Consider the following 22463-nt stretch of genomic DNA (forward strand, 5'->3'; position numbering starts at 1 on the left):
TCCCTATTGTTTAGTACGCCACCGTCGTCGGACGGAGCGTCAATTCTCCGTTCTCGACGTCGATCATGACGGTCTGACCATCCTCGACGTCACCGGCGAGAATGCCGCGCGCGAGCTTCGTCTCGATCGTCCGTTGTACGTAACGGTTGATCGGACGGGCGCCAAACTGTGGCTCGTATGCTTCGTCGGCGATGAACGCTTTCGCCGCGTCCGAGATTTCGATCCGAATCGAGCGTGCCGTCAAGCGGCTGCCCATCCGAGCGACCGCTTTCTCGACGATTTGCCCGATTTGGGCGCGCGTGAGCGGATGGAACAAGATCGTCTCATCGACCCGGTTCAAGAACTCCGGCCGGAAGTGGCGACGGAGCCGCTCGATGACTTGACGTTCTTCCTCTTCATCGATGATACCGTCTTTCGCGGCCTCGAGTAAAATGTCGGCCCCGATGTTTGAGGTCATGATGACGATCGTGTTCTTAAAGTCGACGACGCGACCGTGTGAATCGGTCAAGCGACCGTCATCGAGCAATTGTAGCAAGATGTTGAACACGTCGGCGTGTGCTTTCTCGACTTCGTCAAGCAAGAGCACCGAGTACGGGCTGCGGCGCACCGCTTCGGTCAATTGACCGCCCTCTTCGTAGCCGACGTATCCTGGAGGTGCCCCGACGAGGCGAGATACGGCGTGTTTCTCCATGTACTCACTCATGTCGAGACGGACGATGTGGTCTTCAGAATCGAACATCGCTTCGGCGAGCGCTTTCCCGAGTTCGGTCTTCCCGACCCCGGTCGGACCGAGGAACAGGAACGAGCCGATCGGACGGTTCGGGTCTTTAATGCCGGCCCGGGCCCGGATGACAGCGTCGCTGACGAGTCGGATCGCCTCATCTTGTCCGAAGACACGTTGATGCAGTACCGTCTCGAGGTTGAGCAACTTGTCGCGCTCACCTTCTGTCAACTTCGTCACTGGGATGCCCGTCCATTTCGAGACGACCTCGGCGATCTCTTCTTCCGTCACTTCTTCCCGGACGAGTTCACGCGTCACCGAGCCGGCGAGACGCTCCGCTTCGGCGAGGTCACGTTCGAGCTCTGGAATCCGTCCGTACTTCAACTCGGAAGCCCGGTTCAAGTCGTAGCGGCTCTCGGCTTCTTGCAGTTCGAGCTTCACTTTCTCGAGGTCCCCGCGAATGTGTTGGACGCGGTGTGTCGACTCTTTCTCGTTCTCCCAGCGCAGGCGGAGCGCATCCGCTTGTTCACGCGTCGAGGCGAGCTCTTGCTGGAGCACGTCGAGACGCTTTTTCGAAGCCTCGTCGCTCTCTTTCTTCAAAGCGGCCTCTTCGATTTCAAGTTGCATGACGCGGCGTACGAGTTCGTCGAGTTCAGCCGGCATCGATTCCATCTCGGTCCGGATCATCGCACACGATTCGTCGACAAGATCGATCGCCTTGTCTGGCATGAACCGGTCGGTGATATAGCGATTCGACAGCACAGCCGCCGCGACGAGCGCGTTGTCATGAATGCGGACGCCGTGATGAATCTCAAAGCGTTCTTTCAATCCGCGCAAAATCGAGACCGTGTCTTCGACGTCCGGCTCGGCGACGAGCACTTGCTGGAAGCGCCGTTCGAGCGCCGGGTCTTTTTCGATATATTGGCGGTACTCATCGAGTGTCGTCGCGCCGATACAGTGAAGTTCACCGCGGGCGAGCATCGGTTTGAGCATGTTGCCCGCGTCCATCGCGCCTTCCGATTTACCGGCCCCGACGATCGTGTGCAACTCGTCGATGAAGAGGATGATCTTCCCTTCCGCCTCTTTCACTTCGTTCAAGACCGCTTGTAACCGTTCCTCGAACTCGCCGCGATATTTGGCACCGGCGACGAGCGAGCTCATGTCGAGACTGAAAATCGTCTTGTCTTTTAAGCTTTCCGGGACGTCACCGCGGACGATGCGCTGGGCAAGCCCTTCGACGATCGCCGTCTTCCCGACCCCTGGCTCCCCAATGAGCACCGGGTTGTTTTTCGTCTTCCGGCTCAAGATGCGGATGACGCGGCGAATCTCACTGTCACGCCCGATGACGGGGTCGATCTTTCCGGTCTTCACTTCTTGAATCAAATCACGGCCGTACTTCGTCAAGACGTCGTACGTCGCTTCCGGTGACTTCGACGTGATGCGTCGGTTGCCGCGCACGGCGACGAGCGCCTCGCGCAACTTGTCCTCGGTCACGCCTTTACGCTCGAGCATCGCTTGCGTCTGGCTCTTGTTGAGGAGGATGCCGAGCAAGATGTGTTCGACCGAGACGTACTCGTCACTCATACCGGTCGCTTCACGCTCAGCTGTCGTCAACACGTTAAGCAGCGAGGCCGAGATCATCGGTGTCGTCGGGTTTTGAAGTTTCGGTGCGTTCTTGAGTGCCATCGCGACCTCTGCCTCGATCTCCGCGACGTTCAACTCCATCTTTTGCAACAACAGTGGAATGATGCCGTCAGCTTGCGAAATCATCGAGGCGAGGACGTGCCATTCATTCATCTCGCTATGATGATACTGTTTAGCAAGTGCTTGCGAACTGACGATCCCTTCATGCGCTTTATCTGTAAATCGATTGAAATCCATGTTGTTTCCTCCTTATGCTCAGCGTTCTAGTTGTTCATAAACAGACCGGTGGGCGGCGTCGAGCGGCAAGTCGACCTCGAGTTGGATGAACAAGTCGGACCGGACTTTTGAAGCGGTCATGAAACCACGACCCGGAATCCGCATCCGCTGGCCCGGACGTGAGCCCGGTTTGACTTTAAGCTTGACGCGGCCGCCGTCGAGCGTCGCCACGACGACTTCGGTACCGTCTAGGAAAGCGAGTGGCCGCAACCGTTTGACGGTGATGACGTTCGCTCCTTCTCGTCGATACGTCTCGTCATCGGTGAAATGGAGTTCGACGTACACATCGCCCCGGTCGCCTGATTGACCGACTTTGCTACTCTTGCCTTTCAGTCGAAGTTTCTGGCCCTCATGGGCGCCTTGCGGAATCTTCACGTTGACCGTACCCGTTTGCAGGCGCAAACTCACTTTCGAATCACTCGTCAACTGGCTGAGCGGCACGTTGACCCGGACCGTCTCATCTAAGTCTTCTTCTACCGCTTGGTTGAAGAAACTTCCGAACATGTCGTCGAATCCGAACGTCCGCGACGTCGTGCGTGATCCGCCACCGAACTGACGGAACAAGTCTTCAAATTGCGCCGAACCTTCCCCGTATCCGTCACCGTCATACGTCCCTTGACCGAACGTCGGGCCTTCCGGACTGCCGTAACGGTCATAATTCGCTTTCTTGTCGGGGTCGCTCAACACATCGAACGCTTCTTGGATTGCTTTGAACTGATCTTGTGCCCCCGGCTCTTTATTCACATCCGGATGATATTGTTTCGCTAATTTTCGATAAGCTCGCTTAATGTCTTGGTCGGATGCCTGTTTCGACACGCCAAGCACGTCATAGTAGTTTTTCGTCATCTCGATTCACCTCACCTTATTCTTTCCCGTTTCTGTTAAGTCTATTCTACCGATTTGGTCAAAGAAGGTCAAAGATTTTCCTCGTTACAATACATACGAAAAAAAGAGGCGCTTCGTTTCATTACGAAGCACCTCTTCTGTTAAAAGTAAACTTTCGGTGTAGCCATGCCTTCTTCGAACACGATCGTCACTTCTTGTGTGCCACCGAGTGAGGTGACATTGATACGGACCGGGACGTTCCGATTGTATTCCCAACGGTTCTCAAGCAAACCGACGACGTGTTGCGTGAAACCGACGAGTTCGGCCCGGCTGTAGAATTGGATCGGGATGTCGATCTCGATGCGTGACAAGTCACCGTTCTGATAGAATCCTTTACCGATCATGCCGCTGAAGTCAGGGAAGACATCAGCGATTCGGTCGCTAAACAACGTGAACTTCTGTGCGTCATCACGCACTTCGGTCGTCGCCGTATTCGATGGGAAGTAGTAGTACTTCTCGTCGATTGCTTTCCAATCAGACGCGGCCACTTCCGCACCTTCCCCGACGAACGCTGACTTGACATAATTGCCCGGTGTCGGTGACCCTTGCGCCGACTTCATGTATAGGGCGACGTTAATGTCAAGACCCTTAAAGTCTTCACGCTTCCGCAGTTGTGCGACGAGTTCATTTGCCATCCGTTCCCCTTCTGCGATGACTTTTTTCGCATCTAACTTTTCCGTGTAGGTCGGACCGAAGTTCGGGGCCTGGAAGACGTACTCGCGGTTCAAAATGAGGGCGAATGAGACACCGTCGAGTTGATATCCGCTATCCGTCTTTGTCATATAGTTTTGTTCGACGAGCGACGCCAAATAGAGCGGCGACTTCTTGTTTTCTTCGACGAACTTGGCATCTGCCACTTCTGCCGTCCCGTTCGCATAGGCCGGGTTGAGCGGTGTCAGACCTTCAGACGTTTTATCTTTTCGTCCGAGCAGACGAGAGACGTCTTCAGCCTTCAATAATTGACCTTCTTGATAAACGTATTGTTCAGGCGCGAACGCGCCGGTCGAATGACGCATGAGACCAAGCTCGACTTCTTCTAGTTCGAGCGATGAGCTGACTTGGCGTTGGGCGAGCCCGCGCGCTGCGGCCGGCTTGAATGGAATTATCATCTGGTAATACGAGTCACGCGCTTCAATCGCTTGTGTGACACCTTCTGACGTCGTCTCGTTCCCGGTCGGCGTCACTTCTTCTTCCCCCATCGGAATTTTCATTGAACACCCACCGAGAAATACCGTCGCGGCGAGGGCGGGGATTATTATTTGTTTCCATTTCATCTATGTCCAAACTCCTTTGACGAATCAATTCGTTATACACTTCGTCCATTATAACAAAATCGTCTGTTGAAAAAAGTGTCGAAGCGGAATCAGTCGAGAATCACAAAAATACGTCCCTCGACTTTCATCGAAGGACGTATGATCAAGTTTTTGAAGACGGCCGGCGCCGGTGTGTGAAGAACAATAGGCCGAGTACGATCAAGACGAGGCCAATCACAGTAGCCCACGTCTCGGTCGTGCCGGTCATTGGCAATGTGCCTTGCTCAGGTGACACGGGCGTGATCGGTTCTGGTACGTATGCTTCCTCGTCTTCCCGTTCCGGAATCGCTTGTTTGACGTGGACTGTCGTTTCCGCCGCCCGGGAGACGCGAGCTGCCTCGTTGACTTCAAACGTGAACGTGACCCGGTTCGTCAAAATCCCCCCGGCTCGAACATCGTATGACGGCAGCAACACTTTTTCTAGTTCGAGCACGACTTCCTCGCCCGGAATCAATCCGTTCTCGACTTCAGCGAGCGCTCGCATCCCGTCGCGGAGCACCTCTGTCGTCTCGCGTTGTTCTTTCGCTGTCAAAGCGCCGCTCGTCCACTCTTCCACCACGTCGACGAAGTAAAGGGTGACGTTCGACGTATTCGTGAGCGTGTACGTATAGAGGATCGTCTCGCCCGGATGAACCGTTTGCGGGTTCGCGACTTTCGTGACCGTGAAATCGAGCCGGTTGAGCAAAACGATTTGCTGACTTTCGGCGTTGACGACACGACCCGATTCATCTGTCGCAGCGACACGGAAGATGTTCCCAACTTCAGGATGCATCACTTGGTCGTAGTCGCTCGGCACATCGAGAATTACAGTCGTTTCGACGCGTTCGCCGGAAGCGAGACCATCGTCACCGATGAGCGCCGTCAACTTGCTGCGTACTTCCTCGTTGAAAGCAGTGATGGCATCGTCTTGAATCCCACCGCTGAAAAACTCGTCTTCAATCGACGTGATCGTCAACGTCGCATCGCCCGTGTTCTCGATGACGAACGTATAAGGGATGCTCCCTCCGACGACGGCTTGGTCGATGTTCGCCTCTTTGCCGACTTCAAGTCCGATTGCGACCGCTGGTTCGACCGTCGTTGCTGCCACTTCTTCGGTCATCGGCGCTTCGGTTGCCGGTTCTGTCACTTCGCTCACTGGTTCACTGCTCTCGTCGGTGACACCAGGTTCTGCCACTTCGCTCATTGGTTCACTGCTCTCGTCTGTGACACCAGGTTCTGTCACCTCGAGCGCTGGCTCTTCAATCGGTAGCTCTTCAATCGGTAGCTCAGCTGTAATCGATGCTGGCGTAAACGAGTACGGTACGCCTTCCTCGTTATATAACGTGACTTGATCAATCAAGGACGTCTCGACTGCTTGAACGTCCACGATAAAACGCCAGACGTCCGCGGTCTCGCGAACCCCATAATACGTAATATCGGCATAGACAAGACTAGCTTCGTCTAGTGTCGCTTGCTCTTCAGCGGTGAGATCGACTTGGACGTACAGCGTGCTCGTTTCCGTCGTGTCGCTTGCATAAAGAACGTTTGGTGCCCACATGCCGATGAGTAAAACGAATAACGTGATGAATGCCGTGAACCGTTTGGTGGCGCTACGCATGGTGGTCCCCTCCTCTAAGATGTATGTCCATCAGTGACAAAATGTCCCGACGACAGCGCTCTGGCACGGAGAGGAGATAGAGGGTGAGTGTGCGCGAGTCGTGGTGTCAAGAGTACCTCGGTTGCAGAAATATTTTACAATTTTGTTGTTACTATTCATTACCCGTCCACCACTTTAGTGAATCCGTCCATATACTGAGATTTTTATAAATTAGGTCAATGAAAAAAGACCCTCGCTTCTTTGAGGGTCTTCCGTTCAGACGTGTTCCGCTAAAAAGGCGAGCAGTTTCGATTCATCCCATACTTCGACACCGAGCGCTTCGGCTTTCGACAGTTTTGAACCTGCCTTCTCGCCAGCGACGAGGAGATCGGTGTTCTTACTGACACTTCCGGTCACGCTCGCGCCGAGGAGTTCTAATCGTTTTCCCGCCTCACCGCGTGTCATCTCATACAACTTCCCGGTCAAGACGACCGTCTTACCAGCGAGCGGGGCGTCGGCGGCGACGGACCGCTTCACTCCTTTGAACGTCAAGTTGACACCGGCCGTATCGAGTTCGCGGACGAGTTCACGCGCCTCAGGCTTCTCGAAGTAAAGAACGATCGATTCCGCCATCTTCGTCCCGATCCCGTCAATCCCGATCAACGCTTCAACCGAGGCGTCCATAATCGCGTCCATCGTCTCGAACCGCTCCGCGATGAGTGAGGCCGCTTTCTGACCGACGAGACGAATCCCGAGGGCGAACAACACCCGTTCAAGCGAATTCTGTTTCGATTGTTCGATTGCGGCAAGCAAGTTCGTCACTGACGTCTCACCCATCCGTTCTAAATCAAGGAGCGCTTCTCGCTCGAGGACGTACAAATCGGCGACGTTATGGACGAGGCCAGCCGCATGAAGCTGGGTGATGACTTTTTCACCGAGACCGTCGATATTCATCGCTGGTCGCGACACGAAATGAATCAGCCCTTCGAGCAGTTGGGCCGGACATTCCGGGTTGACGCAGCGATGATCCGCCTCACCGTCTAAGCGGACGAGTTCGGACTCACAAGCCGGGCACCGGGTCGGGAAAACGATTTCTGCCTCGTTCCCGGTCCGTTCGCTGACGAGCGCGGACACGACGGCCGGAATGACGTCCCCTGCCTTTTTAATGACGACTCGGTCGTTGATCCGAAGGTCTTTCTCTTTGATGAAGTCTTCGTTATGGAGTGTCGCGTACGTCACGGTCGATCCCGCGACCGCGACCGGCGCGAACCGGGCCCGCGGCGTCACTTTCCCCGTCCGTCCGACACTGAAATCGACGTCTTCGATCGTCGTGACGACTTCTTCGGCCGGGAATTTATAGGCGACGGCCCAGCGCGGGCTCTTGGCCGTAAAACCGAGCTGTTCTTGTTCTTCGTAAGCCGCGACTTTGATGACGATCCCGTCAATCTCATACGGAAGTTCTGAACGTTTCGTCACGTACATCTCGATATAGTCCCACAGCTCGTCCGCTGTCCGACATGTCGTATATTCCCCGCTCACGGCGATCCCGAGACGCTTCAAGTATTCGAGCGACTCATCATGTGACGCGACGAGCTCATCGTTTGAGACGAGCCCATACGCGAAGAAGGCGAGATTTCGTGACGACGCGATCTTCGAATCGAGCTGACGCAGGGACCCCGCGGCCGCATTACGCGGATTGGCGAACAACGGCTCCCCAAGGCGTTCCCGCTCGTCGTTCAAGTGTTCGAACGAACGTTTCGGCATATACGCCTCGCCGCGCACTTCGAACGTCACATCCTCATTCAGACGGAGCGGGATCGTGCGAATCGTCTTCAAGTTTTGCGTGATGTCTTCGCCTGTCGTCCCGTCTCCACGCGTCGCCCCGCGCTTGAGGCGACCGTCCTCGTATTTGAGCGAGACGGCAAGACCGTCGAACTTCAGCTCGGCGACGAACAACGGGGCATAGCCAAGATCTTTTTCAATCCGCTCGACCCACTCGATCAAATCGTCTTTCGAGAACACGTTGCCGAGCGAGAGCATCGGGGTATCGTGCGTCACTTTCACGAACGCATCGAGCGGGGCGCCGCCGACGCGTTGCGTCGGCGAATCCGGGCTCCTAAGCTCCGGATAGTCCGTCTCGATTTGAATCAACTCGTTCATGAGCCGGTCGTACTCGGCGTCCGGGACGCTCGGCCGGTCAAGCACATAATATTCATAGCCGTATTGGTTCAACTTTTGTCGTAACGTTTCGACGTGTTCTGTCATCTCCATACGATCACCTCACGCTTTTTCGATCGGGGCAAATTTGGCGAGCAGGCGTTTAATGCCGACTTGCGGGAAGGCGATATCAAGTTCGAGCTGATCGCCCTCGCTACGTGTCTGAACGACCGTCCCTTGTCCCCATTTTTTATGATTCGCTTTATCCCCGACTTGCCAGCTTATCGACTCGGCACCTGACGATTGAGCGACTTTTGGCTTCGGTTTCGAGCTGAACCCATTGACTGGCAACTTCCCAGGTGATTCGACCGGATTCCACGGCATCGCTTTTTTCGCTTTGCCCGAACGTTCGAGCAGCGTTTCCGGCAACTCGTGCAAGAAACGGGATTCCGGATTGTTTTGGAACCGTCCGTACAACATGCGCGACTGAGCCCGTGTCAAATAAAGGCGCTTCTCGGCACGGGTGATGCCGACGTAGGCGAGACGGCGTTCTTCTTCCATCTCTTCCGGGTCATTCAACGAACGGCTGTGCGGGAACAGCCCTTCTTCCATCCCGATCAAGAAGACGACCGGGAACTCGAGCCCTTTCGCCGAGTGAAGTGTCATGAGCGTCACTTGATGCAACTCATCGACTTCTTCAAGCGAGTCAAGGTCTGAGACGAGCGTCAAATCGGTCAAGAAGGCGACGAGCGTCTGCTCTTCGCTCTCCTTCTCAAAGTTTTGAGCGACGGAGAGAAATTCTTGTAAGTTCTCGAGGCGGCTCTCGGCTTCGAGCGTCTTCTCGATTTTAAGCATCTCTTCATAGCCTGACTTCTTCAGTACTTCTTCAATCAGTTCAGAGATCGACAAATAGTCTGCCATTTGCCGAAGGTCGATCATAAGCTGGCGGAACTCGGTCAGCTTCGTCGCCGCTCGCGGCGCGATACCCGACAGTTCGATGTCGCGAATCGCTTCCATGAGCGAGACGCCTTGCATACCGGCGAAGTCGCCGAGCTTATCGACCGTCGCCGCGCCGATGCCGCGTTTCGGTTCGTTGACGACGCGGACGAACGAGAGGTCCTCGTCCGGATTGGCGATCAAGCGCAAGTACGACAGGATGTCTTTAATTTCTTTACGCTCATAGAACTTCGTGCCGCCGACCATCTTGTATGGGATGTTCGACTTGAGCAACGTTTCCTCGAGACCACGCGACTGGGCGTTCGTCCGATATAAGACGGCCATCTGGCCGTATTCGATGCCTTCTTGGCGCAGTTCTTTCATCTCGTTGATGATGAAGAACGCTTCGTCCCGGTCGTCCGAGGCGACGTGGATGAGCAGTTTCTCTCCCTCGTCGTTATCGGTCCATAAGTTTTTGTCTTTACGGGTCGAGTTGTTTTTAATGACCCCGTTCGCCGCTTCTAGAATCCGTTTCGTCGACCGATAGTTCTGTTCGAGCAAGATGACGTGCGCGCTCGGATAGTCTTTCTCGAACGTCAAAATGTTGGCGATGTCGGCCCCGCGCCAGCGATAGATCGACTGGTCCGAGTCACCGACGACACATAGGTTCTCGTGAGCGGCCGCGAGCATCTTGACGAGCGTATACTGGGCCCGGTTCGTATCTTGATATTCATCGACGTGGATGTATTGGAACTTCTTCTGATAGAATGCGAGCACGTCCGGGGCTTCTTCGAATAACTGGATCGCTTTCATGATGAGGTCATCGAAGTCGAGGACGTTGTTGTGTTTCAGCTTCTTCTCATACGCCGTGTAGACGTCCGAGATGACTTTTTCGTACGGATTGTTGCCGACGAGTCCGGCCGCGTCTTTCGCTGTGCGCAGTTCATTTTTATGGTTCGAGATCATCCCGAGTAACGTCCGGGGCTCGTACTTCTTCGGATCGAGGTTCAACTCTTTGAGCACTTGCTTGATCGCCGTGAGCTGATCGGACGAATCCAAAATCGAGAAGTTACGGTCGTAACGGATCCGGTCGATGTCGCGGCGCAAGATGCGCACACACATCGAGTGGAACGTCGAAATCCAAATGTCGTCTGCCACGCCGCCGACGAGACGGGCAATCCGGTCTTTCATCTCACGGGCTGCTTTGTTCGTGAACGTGATCGCGAGAATATTCCATGGCGCGATTTGTTTCGACGCCATCAAATAGGCGACGCGATGCGTCAACACACGTGTCTTACCTGATCCGGCACCAGCCATGATCAAGAGCGGACCGTCTGTATATTTGACCGCTTCTGCTTGTGGCGGGTTCATGCCTTTGACTAATTCTTCGCTTAAGTTATACATAGGGGGTATCCTTCCTTATTTCCAAACATTTGTTCTTATTTTAACGGACTACTTGCACAGTCGCAAGCGCCCCTTCGAGATTGTCGTAAATGATGTTGCCGACGACGATCGTGTCGGCGTATTCGGCCATCATCCGGGCCGTGTCGCTCCCGTCGATGCCGCCCCCATAAAACACGTGGGCATTGGGTAAAGCCAGCTTCACTTCTTTGACGACGTCAGGTGAACCGAGCGTGCCGCTATATTCGAGATAAAGCGACGGGAGACGGAACAGATGATGACCTGTTTCGGCGTAGGCGACGACTTCTTCAAGCGTCAACGTTGCTCTCGCCCCGGTCACAGCGGCCACTTTCGCTTCCGGATTCAAGACGATATACCCTTGTCCGGTCACGTTATTTGAGTCAAACAGATGGCCGTACCGTTCGAAAGCCCGCATTTGATGACCGACGACCCAATCGACGGTGCCGGCGTTCAACACCGTCGGGATAAAGTAATGATCGAATCCACGGATGGCGTGTTCAGGATGACTCATCTCGAGCGCGACCGGAATCCCGCAACCTTGCAGCCGTGCGTAAAGGGCGAACGTGTTCTCCGCATCGACCCCGTCCGTACCACCGATGAGAAACGCGTCCGTACCTGAACGGACGAGCGCGGCAAGTGCCGATTCATCGAGCTTTTTGTTCGGGTCCAGTTTAAACACATGGCGCCACGTCTGAAAATCCATCCATCTTCCCTCCATTCGATACCTTCTCTAGTGTAGCGATTTTTAGGACAGGTTGCATCTGTTGGACAAAAAAAGACTTGCCGAAGCAAGTCATGTACGTGCGGTCCGGCTACGCTCGCGCTCCGTCAACCATTTGGCGACGAGGAGCGCGAACAAACCATAGACCGGGACGAACCAGAGCGGGTTGGCCAAGAAAAAGCCAAGCACGGGGATATCGAGTAGCGGTGAATCCGGCGAACAAAGCGCCGTCCCGTTCACGACGGCGATAAACGGCAACACTGGAACAGCGAACACGTAACCGAAATTGATCCAAAATGCCTTCATGTCACAATCTCCTTAACCTAAGATAATCGATTCTTTCGGATAGTTGTACATTCGCTTCGGTTGTCTCCGTTGCAAGAGCAAGATGAAGGCGATGACACCGATCCGACCGATGAACATGAGCATCGTGAGCACCCATTTGCCGACATTGCTAAACTCCGACGAGAGGCCGACCGAAAGCCCGGTCGTCCCGAACGCTGAACACGCCTCAAACAAAATGCGCGTGAGCGATGCGTCTTCAAAGAACGTGAGCACTAAGACCCCCGTCAACAAGACGGCGAGCGATACCGTGATGATCACGAACGCTTTCCAAATATCTTCGAGCACGATCTCACGTCCGAACACCTTGATCGACGAGTCCCCGCGAATGAACGCGATGACCCCGAGCACGGCGACGGCGAACGTCGTCGTCCGAATCCCCCCGCCGACAGAAGACGGCGAGGCCCCGATGAACATCAAGATGGATAAGAGCAGCATACTGCCTTCGGAGAACAAGTTGACGTCGACCGTCGACAGCCCTCCGTTTCGCGTCGTCACAGACTGGAACAACGAATCGGAAAGCGCGAGCCAAAGCGGCAACTCTTTGAAGGCGTTATTGTATTCGAACAAGAACAGACCGACCGTTCCAACGGCGATCAAAATGAAGAACGTCGATACCGTCAACTTCGTGAACAAAGAAAAACGACGCGGGAAGTTCCCACTCTTGCGACTGATCCGGTTCGTCAAATATGTCCGAATCTCGACGAGCACCGGGAAGCCGATTGCGCCGCCAGTCATGAGCACGATTTGCGTGAAGATGACGAACGGATCTTCACGGAACGGCGCGAGCGAACTGCCGGTAATATCGAATCCGGCGTTAGTCGTCGCACTGATCGAACCGAACAGGCCTTGCAGGAACGCCTCTCCGGCCGTGTCAAAGTAGTTTAAGTAATGGACCCCGAGCAGGATCGCCCCTACCGCTTCAATCGCGATAACGGTAATGACGATTTCCGCGATGTATTTGACGATGCCAGACATCGACGTCTGGTTCTGGTCGCGCAAAATCAACTGGCGCTCGCGGAATCCGATTCGTTTCCCGAGCAAGATCCACATGATGACGTGGAGACTGATCAAACCGACCCCACTCACTTGAACGATGAATAAAATGATGAACAGTCCGAACGTCGAGAACGTATCGGTCACGACAATCGGGGTGAGTCCGGTGACACTGACGCAACTGACCGCGAAGAAGACGAGGTCGGTGAACGTAATCGTCACACCTGGTTGCCTCGCAATTGGTAGCGCCAACAAAACGATGGCTAGGACGACCGCGGCGCTATAAATCAACACGAGCGTCTGGATTGGTGTCAACTTCCGGAAAAACAGTTGTAAATTTCGTTTCATGAACTTATCTTGCATCTCGCCCCTCCTCTCCATCAAAAACAAGATGACTCTTACGAGTCACCTTCTGATTGTTGTAGACGTTCAAGGGCAAGATCATAGCCGCCTGACCCGTAATTCAAGCAACGCTTGACGCGGGAAATCGTGGCCGTCGAAGCACCTGTCGCTTCTTCAATTTTATGATACGTGCTACCTTCACGAATTTGGCGTGCCACTTCTAACCGTTGGGACAACGCCTGCACTTCGTTCACGGTCGCTAAATCTTCGAATAGTTGATAACAGTCTTCGAGTGTGTCAAGCTTCAAAATCGCTTCAAAAAGCTGATCGAGCTCTCGTCCTCGTAATTTATCGAGTTGCATCCGCAAGCATCCTCTCTCATCGTACTTCTTTATCATTCTAAAGCACGACCGGCTCGGACTCAACTGTTCATCGTAAAATTGCCGGAAATAGTATTTGTTTTTTCATAACTTCGTATATACCGAGCGGTGTCGCCCGGACGTAAGGCAAGTGGGTCGACGCCAGGAACAGCAACGTATAGATCGGGTCTTCGAAGTGATAGCCGCGGGCGATCAGCTCGGCACGCAACCGTTGTTCTTGGACAATCAATTGTTCGAGCGGCTCTGTCGAAGTCATCCCGCAAAGCGGTAACGGGATCTCAGCGATGATTTCCCCCCGGTCGACGAGGACGATCCCGCCGCCGAGCTCTTTCATCCGTTCGAACGCCATCAACATGTCTTGTTTACACTTCCCGAGGATCAAGTAGTCTCCGCTGATCGAATACGAGCTGACAAGACCGCCAAAATCGTTGGCGAACCCTTTAAGTACCGTATTGAGCCGCCATTTCCCTTCTTTATCTAACAGCATCAAGAACGATTCGTCGCAGTCGCGCGGCAGTTCGTCTTGGCCGGTGTCGTGTGTGATTTTAAACAGCTTCATGATGACCGAGTTGACCATATCGAGCCCGACCGGCATGCTGAACGATAAATCGTTTGGCGTCAAGTCGATCGCGACGTCGGTCGCCGGCATGAGCGCGAGCGCCGCCTCGATGAGTTCGTTCGGGAAGAACGAGGCCCCATCCCGATAGATCCATTGGCCTTTGGCGATGACGGCCGACGGACGCGGCTCATCGATCGCATCGAGGATGTTCAGGTGGGCGATCCGTCCCGGCGCAATCGAGCCGAGGACGTGATCGAGTCCGAAGTGCCGCGCCACGTTGAGCGACACGATCCGATACGCCTCGATGGCAGGCAGACCCGCCTCGATCATAATCTTCACGAGCGCGTCTTGAAGGCCGTCCTGATAAAACCCAGGGGTCGAACCATCCGTCGTTACCATCAAGTGGTCGAACGCTTCGAGACCTGCGTCCAATAACCCACGAATCATGCCCGGCAAATCGGGACGGATCGACGAATGGCGGAGTGTCGTCGTATAGCCATGTTCGAGTCGGCATAACGCCTCGTTCGCCGTCATCGCCTCATGGTCGCTGTGAACACCCATCAGCGCCATCTTCGTCAACGTCTTCGCGGACGCGCCAGGGAAATGTCCTTCGACCGGGAGACCGCACGTCTCCGCGTCGAGCATCCATTGGAGCATCTCATCGTCACCTTTTAACGTACGCGGCCAAGCCGTCAATTCTCCGGCCATGACGACGTCAGGATGATTGAACCAAGCGTGGACGCGCTCCGAGTCGACGAGGACGCTGTCGCGGTCGAGCTCGGTTTGCGTGTCGAGTCGAGCCCACCAATACGTGCTCGTCGGGAGCTGTTGAATCGCCTCGAGTTGCGCAAACGCTTGCTCCTTGTCTTGTAAAAAAAGAAGCATGTTATCGTTCACGAGCGTCGTCGTACCCCGCTCGCCTGCATACTTCGACAGCGTCGCCGGATTATAAAGTTGGAACGGATGCGCGTGCGGCTCGATGTAACCTGGTACGATATATTTCCCGGTCATGTCGACCGTCTCGACGGCCGAATCCGGCACGTCTGGTCCGACGTAAACGATGCGGTCGTTTTCAATCCATATGTTAGCCTGTTTCCACTGTTTCACGTACACGTTTAAGTATGTGGCGTTTGTCAATACGAGCGAAGGTGGTCGCAATTGATCCACGACTTCAAGTTGTGAGCGAATCATCGCTTTTGACCACGGTGCCCGCGCCGATCGTTTTAAAGGCATCGAACCCAGTCCTCCCTTAATCGCTTCAATAGTATCAAAAAATAATATTGTAAGCGTTTTCTTTCATTTGTTTCAAGTTTACCTTTTCTATGAAACACCTGCAAGCTATGTTGCCAATTGTAACGTAATTCACACGGAATTCACATAATAAAGACGCCTCTTCACAGAGGCGCCTTCACCAATCGTACATCGTTGCCGTGTTCTTCAAATAATGCTCCAGTTGCGCGAGCGGAACCGGCTTGCTGTAATGGTAGCCTTGAATCAATGAACCGCTATGCTCGAGCACGAACGCGAGCTGTTCCGGACGTTCGACCCCTTCGGTGACGATGTCGAGCCCGAGCGTATGGAACGTCTGGTACAGACCTTCGAGGAGGGCCCGGTCGAACGTGTTCTCAGGAATCCCTTTGACGAAGTTTTGATCGATCTTGATGATGTCGAGCTGCAGCGATTGTAAGAACGACAGCGACGATGTGCCGACACCGAAGTCGTCGAGTGAGATCTTGACGCCAATCGCTTTGAGCGAACGGATGAACTGTTGCAGCTCATACAAGTTGCCCCCGACCTCGCTCTCCGTAATTTCGACATGGAGCAGGAGCGGGTCAAACCCTGTGTCACGCAACACTTCCTCTAACTCCTGAAGGAACGAACCGTCCGCGATTTGACGCTTCGAGACGTTGATCGACAAGAACAAGTGATGGCGGGCTGCGTACTCTTTCATCTCCAATATGGACTGCCTGAGTACCCAGCGCCCGATGTCCGAGATGAGTCCCAGCTGCTCCGCAATCGGGATAAACAGCCCAGGTGAAATTTGTCCTTTATCCGGATGGTTCCAGCGAATGAGCGCCTCGACCCCGCGGACAGCGAACGGGCGCGGGGACACAATCGGCTGGTAGTATAGCTCGAATTCTTCATGTTCAAGCGCGTAGCGTAAGTCACGCTCCATCTCGAGCGTCTGGAGATAGTGACTTCCATCCTCGATGTCTTGGAACGATAGGATCCGATTTTTCCCGGACAGTTTGGCCTCATGGATGACGACGTCGAGACGTCCCATCATGACTTCGTACGTATGATGCGACTCGCGACAGGCGAATACATCGAGACCGATTGTCGCCGTCATTCCTTTGACACCGTTCACGTCGGACCAGTCTTTCAAATCTTTCGTCAGCCGTCGCGCGATCGGCTTCAATTCTTCGAATGTCCAATCTGGGTGCAAGAAAATGAACTCATCCGCACCGAGCCGGGCTGCAAATCCCGCTTCTTTATAGAAATTCAGACGCGACGCGATGTAAATCAAGACGGCATCACCGGTACGGTGACCGAACTGGTCGTTGATACGTCGGAAGTCGTCTAAGTCCAAACCGATCACACCGATCCGTTCATGGCTCCCCCTCACGGTCGAAAAATAGTCTTCGAGGGCGAGCCGGTTCGGCAGCAACGTCAACGCATCACGAAACGCGCGATCGAGCACTTCTGCCCGCGTATCTTCGAGTGCCGAGAGCACTTCGTTCATGCTCGTCGCCATCTGTTCGATCTCGTCTCGGCTATGTTGATCTCGACGCAGACGGAGCCGGCTATCCCGCTCGACCGTGATGTGTTTCAACTCATCGACGATTTCCATCACCCGCCGAATCACGACGTGATGTATCGTCCATAGAAGCGACAAGAACAGACCTAACGCTAAAGCAAGCAACGACAACATCCCGAGCCTCAGCATCGAGATCGTGTTCTGGTAATGGGTCGGTTCGACAATAAAGCCGACTTCAAAGTCTGCCGTTTGAAAGACGGTGTCAAGTGGCACGACGACCTCGGTCCCCTCGTTTTTGAACGTCATCTTCGTCTCACTATGTTCGACAGGCTGAATCGTCAGCGGGATTTTCGTCTGGGTGCTTAAGTCTGCCAAAAAATCCACGTCAACAAATTCAAGCATGACGAGCGTTCCTTGAGCCGGTCCGCTCCTATCACTCCGTAAGATCGGGTGACTGGCGTATAGGATCGGTCCATAGTCGCTGTCATATACACCGTTTTGTGTTTCTAGTCCCAGGCTCAACCGATTCGTAATCTCCGCGATGATTGTTTGCCGATCCGTTTTAGACAACGGAGCGTCTTCTTGACGGAATGTCGAATAGTGGACCTCGCCTTCACGGTTCAAGTACACAATCGCTTGCACACTCAAGTTTTCGAGCGACTCCTCATCTATGTTGCTTGCTATGTAAGAATCGTTCTGATTTTGAATGAACGTATACGTGTCGTTCCACACCGCCCAGTCGACGAGTGTCCGTTCAAGCGTACTCTTCCGATTCGCGAGCGTCTCGGTCACACTCGCAATTTGACTCTCGACCGTTTGACGGTCTTGCTCCATGCTTTTCTCGATAAAGTAGGGACGGATCACAAAAAAGATGACACCGACAAACACGAGTATATTCACGGCAACCGCAATCATCAGCTTCGTCCGAATGCGCACGTCGACCACCTTCTTCCTTCAATCTACTTCACCATTGTAGAGCAAGGAAGTCGGTATTCCCTTTTTTTCGCATGAAAAAAAAGATGGGTTGACCCATCCTTTAAAAAATCCGCGCCAGCGCCCGTCCGCCGATATCTCGACGATGGAACGTTTGCGGTAATGTTAACTTTTCGAGCGCGTCGTAAACGGCTGTCTTCGCTTCAAGCAAGGTCGGTTTCGTCGACGTGATGACGAACAGTCGCCCACCGTTCCCGACGATGTGACTTCCTTCGCGCGTCGTCCCAGCATGAAACACGAGCACATCTTTCGGTAAGCGCTCAAAACCTGAGAGCACTTGCCCCGTCGTTGCTTGTTCCGGATAACCGGCGGCCGCGACGACGACACCAATCGTATACCCGTCAAGCCATTCAATCGCATACGGTCGTTTAGCGATGACCGCCTCGATGACGTCAAGGAGCGGCGATGCCAAGTTCGGGAGGATGACTTCGGTTTCCGGGTCACCGAACCGGGCGTTGAACTCGATCACTTTCGGTCCGTCTTCCGTCAGAATCAGACCCGCATATAAGAATCCTTCGAACGGCGTCCCCCGCTCCACCATCGCCCGCGCGAGCGGGACGAGCACACGCTCCACCGACTCCATATAAACGGCTTCTTCTAAATGCGGCATCGGGCTATACGCCCCCATCCCGCCCGTGTTCGGTCCTTTGTCCCCGTCGAAAGCGCGCTTATGGTCTTGCGACGTGATCATCGGGATGACGTGTTCACCGGAGACGAACGCCATGAGTGAAAACTCTTCCCCGTCCAAAAATTCTTCGATGACGACGCGTGACTGGTCACCGAACTTGTCGGTCGTGAAGATGTCATGAATCGCCGCACGTGCCTCATCGAGCGAGAAGGCGACCGTGACCCCTTTACCGGCTGCGAGACCGTCCGCTTTGACGACGAGCGGTGCCCCGATTGACTCAATATAAGCGAGCGCCGCTTCCGCTTCCATGAACGTCTCATAAGCTGCCGTCGGGATGTTCGCTTCACGCATGATTTCTTTGGCGAACGCTTTGCTGCCTTCTAGCAACGCCGCTGCTTTCGTCGGTCCAAAGATGCGTCGTCCGCTCGCGTTGAACGCATCAACGACACCCGCCATGAGCGCTGACTCAGGACCGACGATCGTCCAATCGATGTCTTCGGTCTCTGCGAAGCGGACGAGTGCGGTGACGTCCGTCTCTTCAATCGGCACACACGTCACACCGTCCATGTTCAAGTTACCCGGGGCGACGAATACGTCATGCCCGTCTTGTCTCAACTTCCATGCGAGCGCGTGTTCACGGCCGCCGCGGCCAATGACGAGTACGTTCATCCTCTTGCTCCTCTCAATGTTTGAAATGTCGGACTGAAGTGAACACCATCGTAATGCCGTGACGGTTCGCCGCTTCAATCGACTCGTCGTCCCGAATCGAACCACCTGGCTGGATGATGGCCGTAATGCCGGCTGCAGCTGCAGCTTCGACCGTATCGCCCATCGGGAAGAACGCGTCGCTACCAAGCGCGGCACCGACTGCACGATCCCCTGCCTGTTCGAAAGCGATTTTCGCCGCACCGACCCGGTTCATCTGTCCGGCACCGATGCCGATCGTCGTCTCGTCTTTCGCCACGACGATTGCGTTTGATTTCACGTGTTTGACGACACGCCACGCGAGCTTCAAGTCTTCCCATTCGGCCGCCGTCGGACGACGGTCGGTCACGATTTGGCACGAAGCATCGTCGAGCGTCATATCGTCGCCGTCTTGGACGAGGAGACCGCCCGCGACTGCCGTCAGACGCATGCCTGTCATCTGCCCCATCTCAAGCGTCAATAGACGTAAATTCTTTTTCTCTTTCAATCGGTCAAGTGCTGCCTCGCTAAAGGATGGGGCAATGACGATCTCTAAGAAGATGTTGCGGAGCGCTTCTGCCGTCTCGAGGTCGACTTCACGATTGAGGGCGACGATGCCGCCGAAAATCGAGACCGGGTCGGCCGCATGGGCGCGAGCGAACGCTTGGCTGATCGTCCGACCGACAGCGACGCCGCATGGATTCATATGTTTGACGACGACCGCTGCCGGTTCCGTCAACTCGCTGAGCGCCTCGAGCGCCGCGTTCGTATCTTGGATGTTGTTATACGAGAGTTCTTTGCCGTGCAGTTGCACCGCATCGGCGAGCGTCATGCCGTCATAGAGCGGTGTCTTATAGAACGCCGCCTGTTGGTGCGGGTTCTCCCCGTAACGAAGGTCTTGGACTTTTTCGTACGTGACCGTCAGCTGTTCTGGGAACGTTTCGCCGATTTGCTGACCTAAATAGTCGGCAATCAAGGCGTCGTACGCTGCCGTATGACGGAACGCCCTCAAAGCGAGTCGTTGCCGCGTCTCAAACGACGTACCGCCATTCTGAATCTCTGCGGCAACGTTGCCGTAGTCGGCCGGGTCGACGACGACCGTCACGCTCGCATGGTTTTTCGCGGCTGAACGGAGCATGCTCGGGCCGCCGATATCGATGTTTTCAATCGCCTCTTCATACGTCGCGTTCTCTTTCGCGATTGTCTCTTTGAACGGATACAAGTTGACGACGACGTAGTCGATCGGCTCAATGTGGTGATGTTTCATCTGTTCGACGTGTGAGTCTAAATCACGGCGTCCGAGCAGACCGCCATGGACGAGCGGATGGAGCGTCTTGACACGTCCGTCGAGCATCTCGGGGAACGATGTCACTTCCGAAATATTTTTCACGGGCAGTCCGGCCGCGACGAGTGCCGCTTCCGTCCCGCCTGTCGAGATGAGTTCGATGCCCGCTTCGTGCAAGACGCGCGCAAGTTCGACGATACCTGTTTTATCTGACACACTCAGTAATGCTCTCACTTGAAAACCTCCTGTTGGTTCAACACTTGTTGTAATACGCGTGGATAGAGTTGGTGTTCGATCGCTTGAATCCGGTGGGCCGCCTCGATGCGGTCACATCCCGCGATGTCGACTTCTTCTTGCGCGATGATTGGACCCGTGTCCATCCCGGCGTCGACGTAATGGACGGTGACACCGCTCGTCGACACGTTCGCGGCAAGCGCTTGACCGATTGCGTCTTTTCCTGGGAAGGCCGGCAAGAGCGACGGATGGATGTTGATGATCCGACCCGGATACGCCGCGAGCAGCACATCCCCGATTAAACGCATATAACCCGCCAAGACGATATAGTCGACGTGTAGCGCTTCTAACAGAACGAGCAGCTCCCACTCAAACTCTGACTTTGACGCATACGCCTTCGGCTCGAATGAGAACGTCTGGATATGATGACGGTCTGCCCGCTCGAGCACTTTCGCCTCAGGCTTATCCGTGACGAGGAGCATACACTGTCCACTCAGCTCGCCGCGCTCAATCGCTTCCCAAATCGCTTCGGCGTTGCTCCCAGATCCAGAGGCGAAGATAGCGAACCGCTTCACTGGTCGACCCCCATAATCCGGACGCCTGGTTTCGCTTCGACTTTGCCGATCCGATGCGACGTTTCGCCGACCCGTTCGAGCGCGGCTTGTACCGTGTCGACGTCTTCGGGACGTACCGTGATCATGAAGCCGATTCCCATATTGAACACGTTGAACATCTCTTGCTTCGACACGTGGCCGACTTGTTCGAGCCAGTCGAATACCGGCAGGCTCGGCCAGCTTGATGCGTCAAACGTGACACCAAGACCTTCAGGCAGCATGCGCGGCACGTTCTCATAGAAACCGCCGCCAGTGATGTGGGCCATCCCTTGGACGAGTCCGGTCGAAATGGCCGCTTTCGCCGCTTCCGAATAGATGCGGGTCGGTAGCAATAATGCGTTCCCGAGCGTCGTATCGAGCATCGCGATTTCATCCGTGTACTCGAGCCCTTGCGCCTCGACGATGTGACGGACGAGTGAGAAACCGTTCGAATGGACACCTGACGAAGCTAACCCTAGAACGATGTCCCCCGCTTCGATCGTCCGTCCATCGATGAGTAGCTCTTTCTCGACGACACCGACGGCAAATCCGGCGATATCGTACTCCCCGTCCGGATACATGCCCGGCATCTCGGCCGTCTCGCCGCCGACGAGGGCACACCCTGCTTGGACGCAGCCTTCGGCCACACCCGCGACAATGCGTTCGAGCTTCGCCGGTTCCGCTTTTCCGGTCGCGATATAGTCTAAGAAGTAGAGCGGTTCGGCTCCGTGGACGAGACAGTCGTTGACACACATCGCCACGCAATCGATTCCAATCGTATCATGTTGGTCGAGCGCGAACGCGAGTTTTAGCTTCGTGCCGACCCCGTCCGTCCCGCTCACGAGGATCGGATGTTTCAATTGCATCGAGCCGAGATCGATCATCGCCCCGAAACTGCCAAGTCCGGTCATCACTTCTGGACGCATCGTCCGTGCGACGTGACGCTTCATGCGTGACACCGCTTCATAACCTGCCTCTAAATTCACACCCGCTTGTTCATATCTTAAACTCATCGTCA

At 54.8% G+C, this 22463-nt stretch carries 16 protein-coding genes; all 16 read right to left on the minus strand.

Going from position 1 to position 22463, the window contains the following annotated elements; all coding sequences use genetic code 11:
- Positions 1-10: 10 nt before the first annotated feature.
- The 16 genes from clpB to purM all read right to left on the minus strand — a co-directional run bounded on the left by clpB (position 11) and on the right by purM (position 22458).
- A complete protein-coding gene (clpB, locus tag EVJ28_RS09260) occupies positions 11-2602 on the minus strand; it encodes an ATP-dependent chaperone ClpB (RefSeq protein ID WP_131456693.1) in 2592 nt (863 codons plus the stop codon).
- Between the two features lie 18 nt (positions 2603-2620).
- Positions 2621-3487: a DnaJ C-terminal domain-containing protein gene (locus EVJ28_RS09265; RefSeq protein WP_070328816.1), complete on the minus strand. Its 867-nt coding sequence runs from the start codon at positions 3485-3487 to the stop codon at positions 2621-2623.
- A gap of 140 nt (positions 3488-3627) precedes the next feature.
- Positions 3628-4737: a CamS family sex pheromone protein gene (locus EVJ28_RS09270; RefSeq protein WP_236634111.1), complete on the minus strand. Its 1110-nt coding sequence runs from the start codon at positions 4735-4737 to the stop codon at positions 3628-3630.
- Between the two features lie 205 nt (positions 4738-4942).
- Positions 4943-6436 carry an LPXTG cell wall anchor domain-containing protein gene (locus EVJ28_RS09275; RefSeq protein ID WP_131488770.1) on the minus strand — a complete coding sequence of 498 codons (1494 nt, stop codon included), beginning with the start codon at positions 6434-6436 and terminating at the stop codon, positions 4943-4945.
- A gap of 255 nt (positions 6437-6691) precedes the next feature.
- On the minus strand, positions 6692-8686 hold the full coding sequence (gene ligA / locus EVJ28_RS09280; protein ID WP_131488753.1) for an NAD-dependent DNA ligase LigA: 1995 nt from the start codon (positions 8684-8686) through the stop codon (positions 6692-6694).
- Positions 8687-8695: 9 nt separating this feature from the next.
- Positions 8696-10912: a DNA helicase PcrA gene (pcrA, locus tag EVJ28_RS09285; protein ID WP_131456685.1), complete on the minus strand. Its 2217-nt coding sequence runs from the start codon at positions 10910-10912 to the stop codon at positions 8696-8698.
- Positions 10913-10952: 40 nt separating this feature from the next.
- On the minus strand, positions 10953-11633 hold the full coding sequence (pcrB, locus tag EVJ28_RS09290) for a heptaprenylglyceryl phosphate synthase (RefSeq protein WP_131456683.1): 681 nt from the start codon (positions 11631-11633) through the stop codon (positions 10953-10955).
- Between the two features lie 90 nt (positions 11634-11723).
- On the minus strand, positions 11724-11957 hold the full coding sequence (locus EVJ28_RS09295; RefSeq protein WP_016509263.1) for a hypothetical protein: 234 nt from the start codon (positions 11955-11957) through the stop codon (positions 11724-11726).
- A 12-nt stretch (positions 11958-11969) separates the two neighbouring features.
- A complete protein-coding gene (locus tag EVJ28_RS09300) occupies positions 11970-13352 on the minus strand; it encodes a TrkH family potassium uptake protein (protein ID WP_131488755.1) in 1383 nt (460 codons plus the stop codon).
- A gap of 35 nt (positions 13353-13387) precedes the next feature.
- Positions 13388-13693, minus strand: coding sequence for a YerC/YecD family TrpR-related protein (locus EVJ28_RS09305; RefSeq protein WP_016509246.1), 306 nt, complete (start codon positions 13691-13693; stop codon positions 13388-13390).
- Between the two features lie 67 nt (positions 13694-13760).
- Positions 13761-15503, minus strand: a complete 1743-nt coding sequence (locus EVJ28_RS09310; RefSeq protein ID WP_131456679.1) for an adenine deaminase C-terminal domain-containing protein — start codon at positions 15501-15503, stop codon at positions 13761-13763.
- Between the two features lie 175 nt (positions 15504-15678).
- Positions 15679-17964: a bifunctional diguanylate cyclase/phosphodiesterase gene (locus EVJ28_RS09315; protein WP_236634112.1), complete on the minus strand. Its 2286-nt coding sequence runs from the start codon at positions 17962-17964 to the stop codon at positions 15679-15681.
- A gap of 100 nt (positions 17965-18064) precedes the next feature.
- Complete coding sequence (gene purD / locus EVJ28_RS09320) at positions 18065-19318, minus strand: phosphoribosylamine--glycine ligase (protein ID WP_131456676.1); 1254 nt, start codon at positions 19316-19318, stop codon at positions 18065-18067.
- A gap of 13 nt (positions 19319-19331) precedes the next feature.
- Positions 19332-20852, minus strand: a complete 1521-nt coding sequence (gene purH, locus EVJ28_RS09325; protein WP_131456674.1) for a bifunctional phosphoribosylaminoimidazolecarboxamide formyltransferase/IMP cyclohydrolase — start codon at positions 20850-20852, stop codon at positions 19332-19334.
- Positions 20849-21427, minus strand: coding sequence for a phosphoribosylglycinamide formyltransferase (gene purN, locus EVJ28_RS09330; protein WP_071399056.1), 579 nt, complete (start codon positions 21425-21427; stop codon positions 20849-20851). Before purN ends, purH begins: the two co-directional genes overlap by 4 nt.
- Positions 21424-22458 carry a phosphoribosylformylglycinamidine cyclo-ligase gene (purM, locus tag EVJ28_RS09335; protein ID WP_131488757.1) on the minus strand — a complete coding sequence of 345 codons (1035 nt, stop codon included), beginning with the start codon at positions 22456-22458 and terminating at the stop codon, positions 21424-21426. The genes purN and purM overlap by 4 nt, the downstream gene beginning before the upstream one ends.
- Positions 22459-22463 lie beyond the last annotated feature (5 nt).

This window comes from Exiguobacterium sp. SH3S3 (genome assembly GCF_004337115.1).
In the GTDB taxonomy this organism is placed as follows: Bacteria; Bacillota; Bacilli; order Exiguobacteriales; family Exiguobacteriaceae; genus Exiguobacterium; species Exiguobacterium aurantiacum_A.

Coding starts and splice junctions, on each gene's coding strand:
- clpB (WP_131456693.1), bottom strand. CDS start 2,602: ATGGATTTCAATCGATTTACAGATAAAGCGCATGAAGGGATCGTCAGT.
- EVJ28_RS09265 (WP_070328816.1), bottom strand. CDS start 3,487: ATGACGAAAAACTACTATGACGTGCTTGGCGTGTCGAAACAGGCATCC.
- EVJ28_RS09270 (WP_236634111.1), bottom strand. CDS start 4,737: ATGAAAATTCCGATGGGGGAAGAAGAAGTGACGCCGACCGGGAACGAG.
- EVJ28_RS09275 (WP_131488770.1), bottom strand. CDS start 6,436: ATGCGTAGCGCCACCAAACGGTTCACGGCATTCATCACGTTATTCGTT.
- ligA (WP_131488753.1), bottom strand. CDS start 8,686: ATGGAGATGACAGAACACGTCGAAACGTTACGACAAAAGTTGAACCAA.
- pcrA (WP_131456685.1), bottom strand. CDS start 10,912: ATGTATAACTTAAGCGAAGAATTAGTCAAAGGCATGAACCCGCCACAA.
- pcrB (WP_131456683.1), bottom strand. CDS start 11,633: ATGGATTTTCAGACGTGGCGCCATGTGTTTAAACTGGACCCGAACAAA.
- EVJ28_RS09295 (WP_016509263.1), bottom strand. CDS start 11,957: ATGAAGGCATTTTGGATCAATTTCGGTTACGTGTTCGCTGTTCCAGTG.
- EVJ28_RS09300 (WP_131488755.1), bottom strand. CDS start 13,352: ATGCAAGATAAGTTCATGAAACGAAATTTACAACTGTTTTTCCGGAAG.
- EVJ28_RS09305 (WP_016509246.1), bottom strand. CDS start 13,693: ATGCAACTCGATAAATTACGAGGACGAGAGCTCGATCAGCTTTTTGAA.
- EVJ28_RS09310 (WP_131456679.1), bottom strand. CDS start 15,503: ATGCCTTTAAAACGATCGGCGCGGGCACCGTGGTCAAAAGCGATGATT.
- purD (WP_131456676.1), bottom strand. CDS start 19,318: ATGAACGTACTCGTCATTGGCCGCGGCGGCCGTGAACACGCGCTCGCA.
- purM (WP_131488757.1), bottom strand. CDS start 22,458: ATGAGTTTAAGATATGAACAAGCGGGTGTGAATTTAGAGGCAGGTTAT.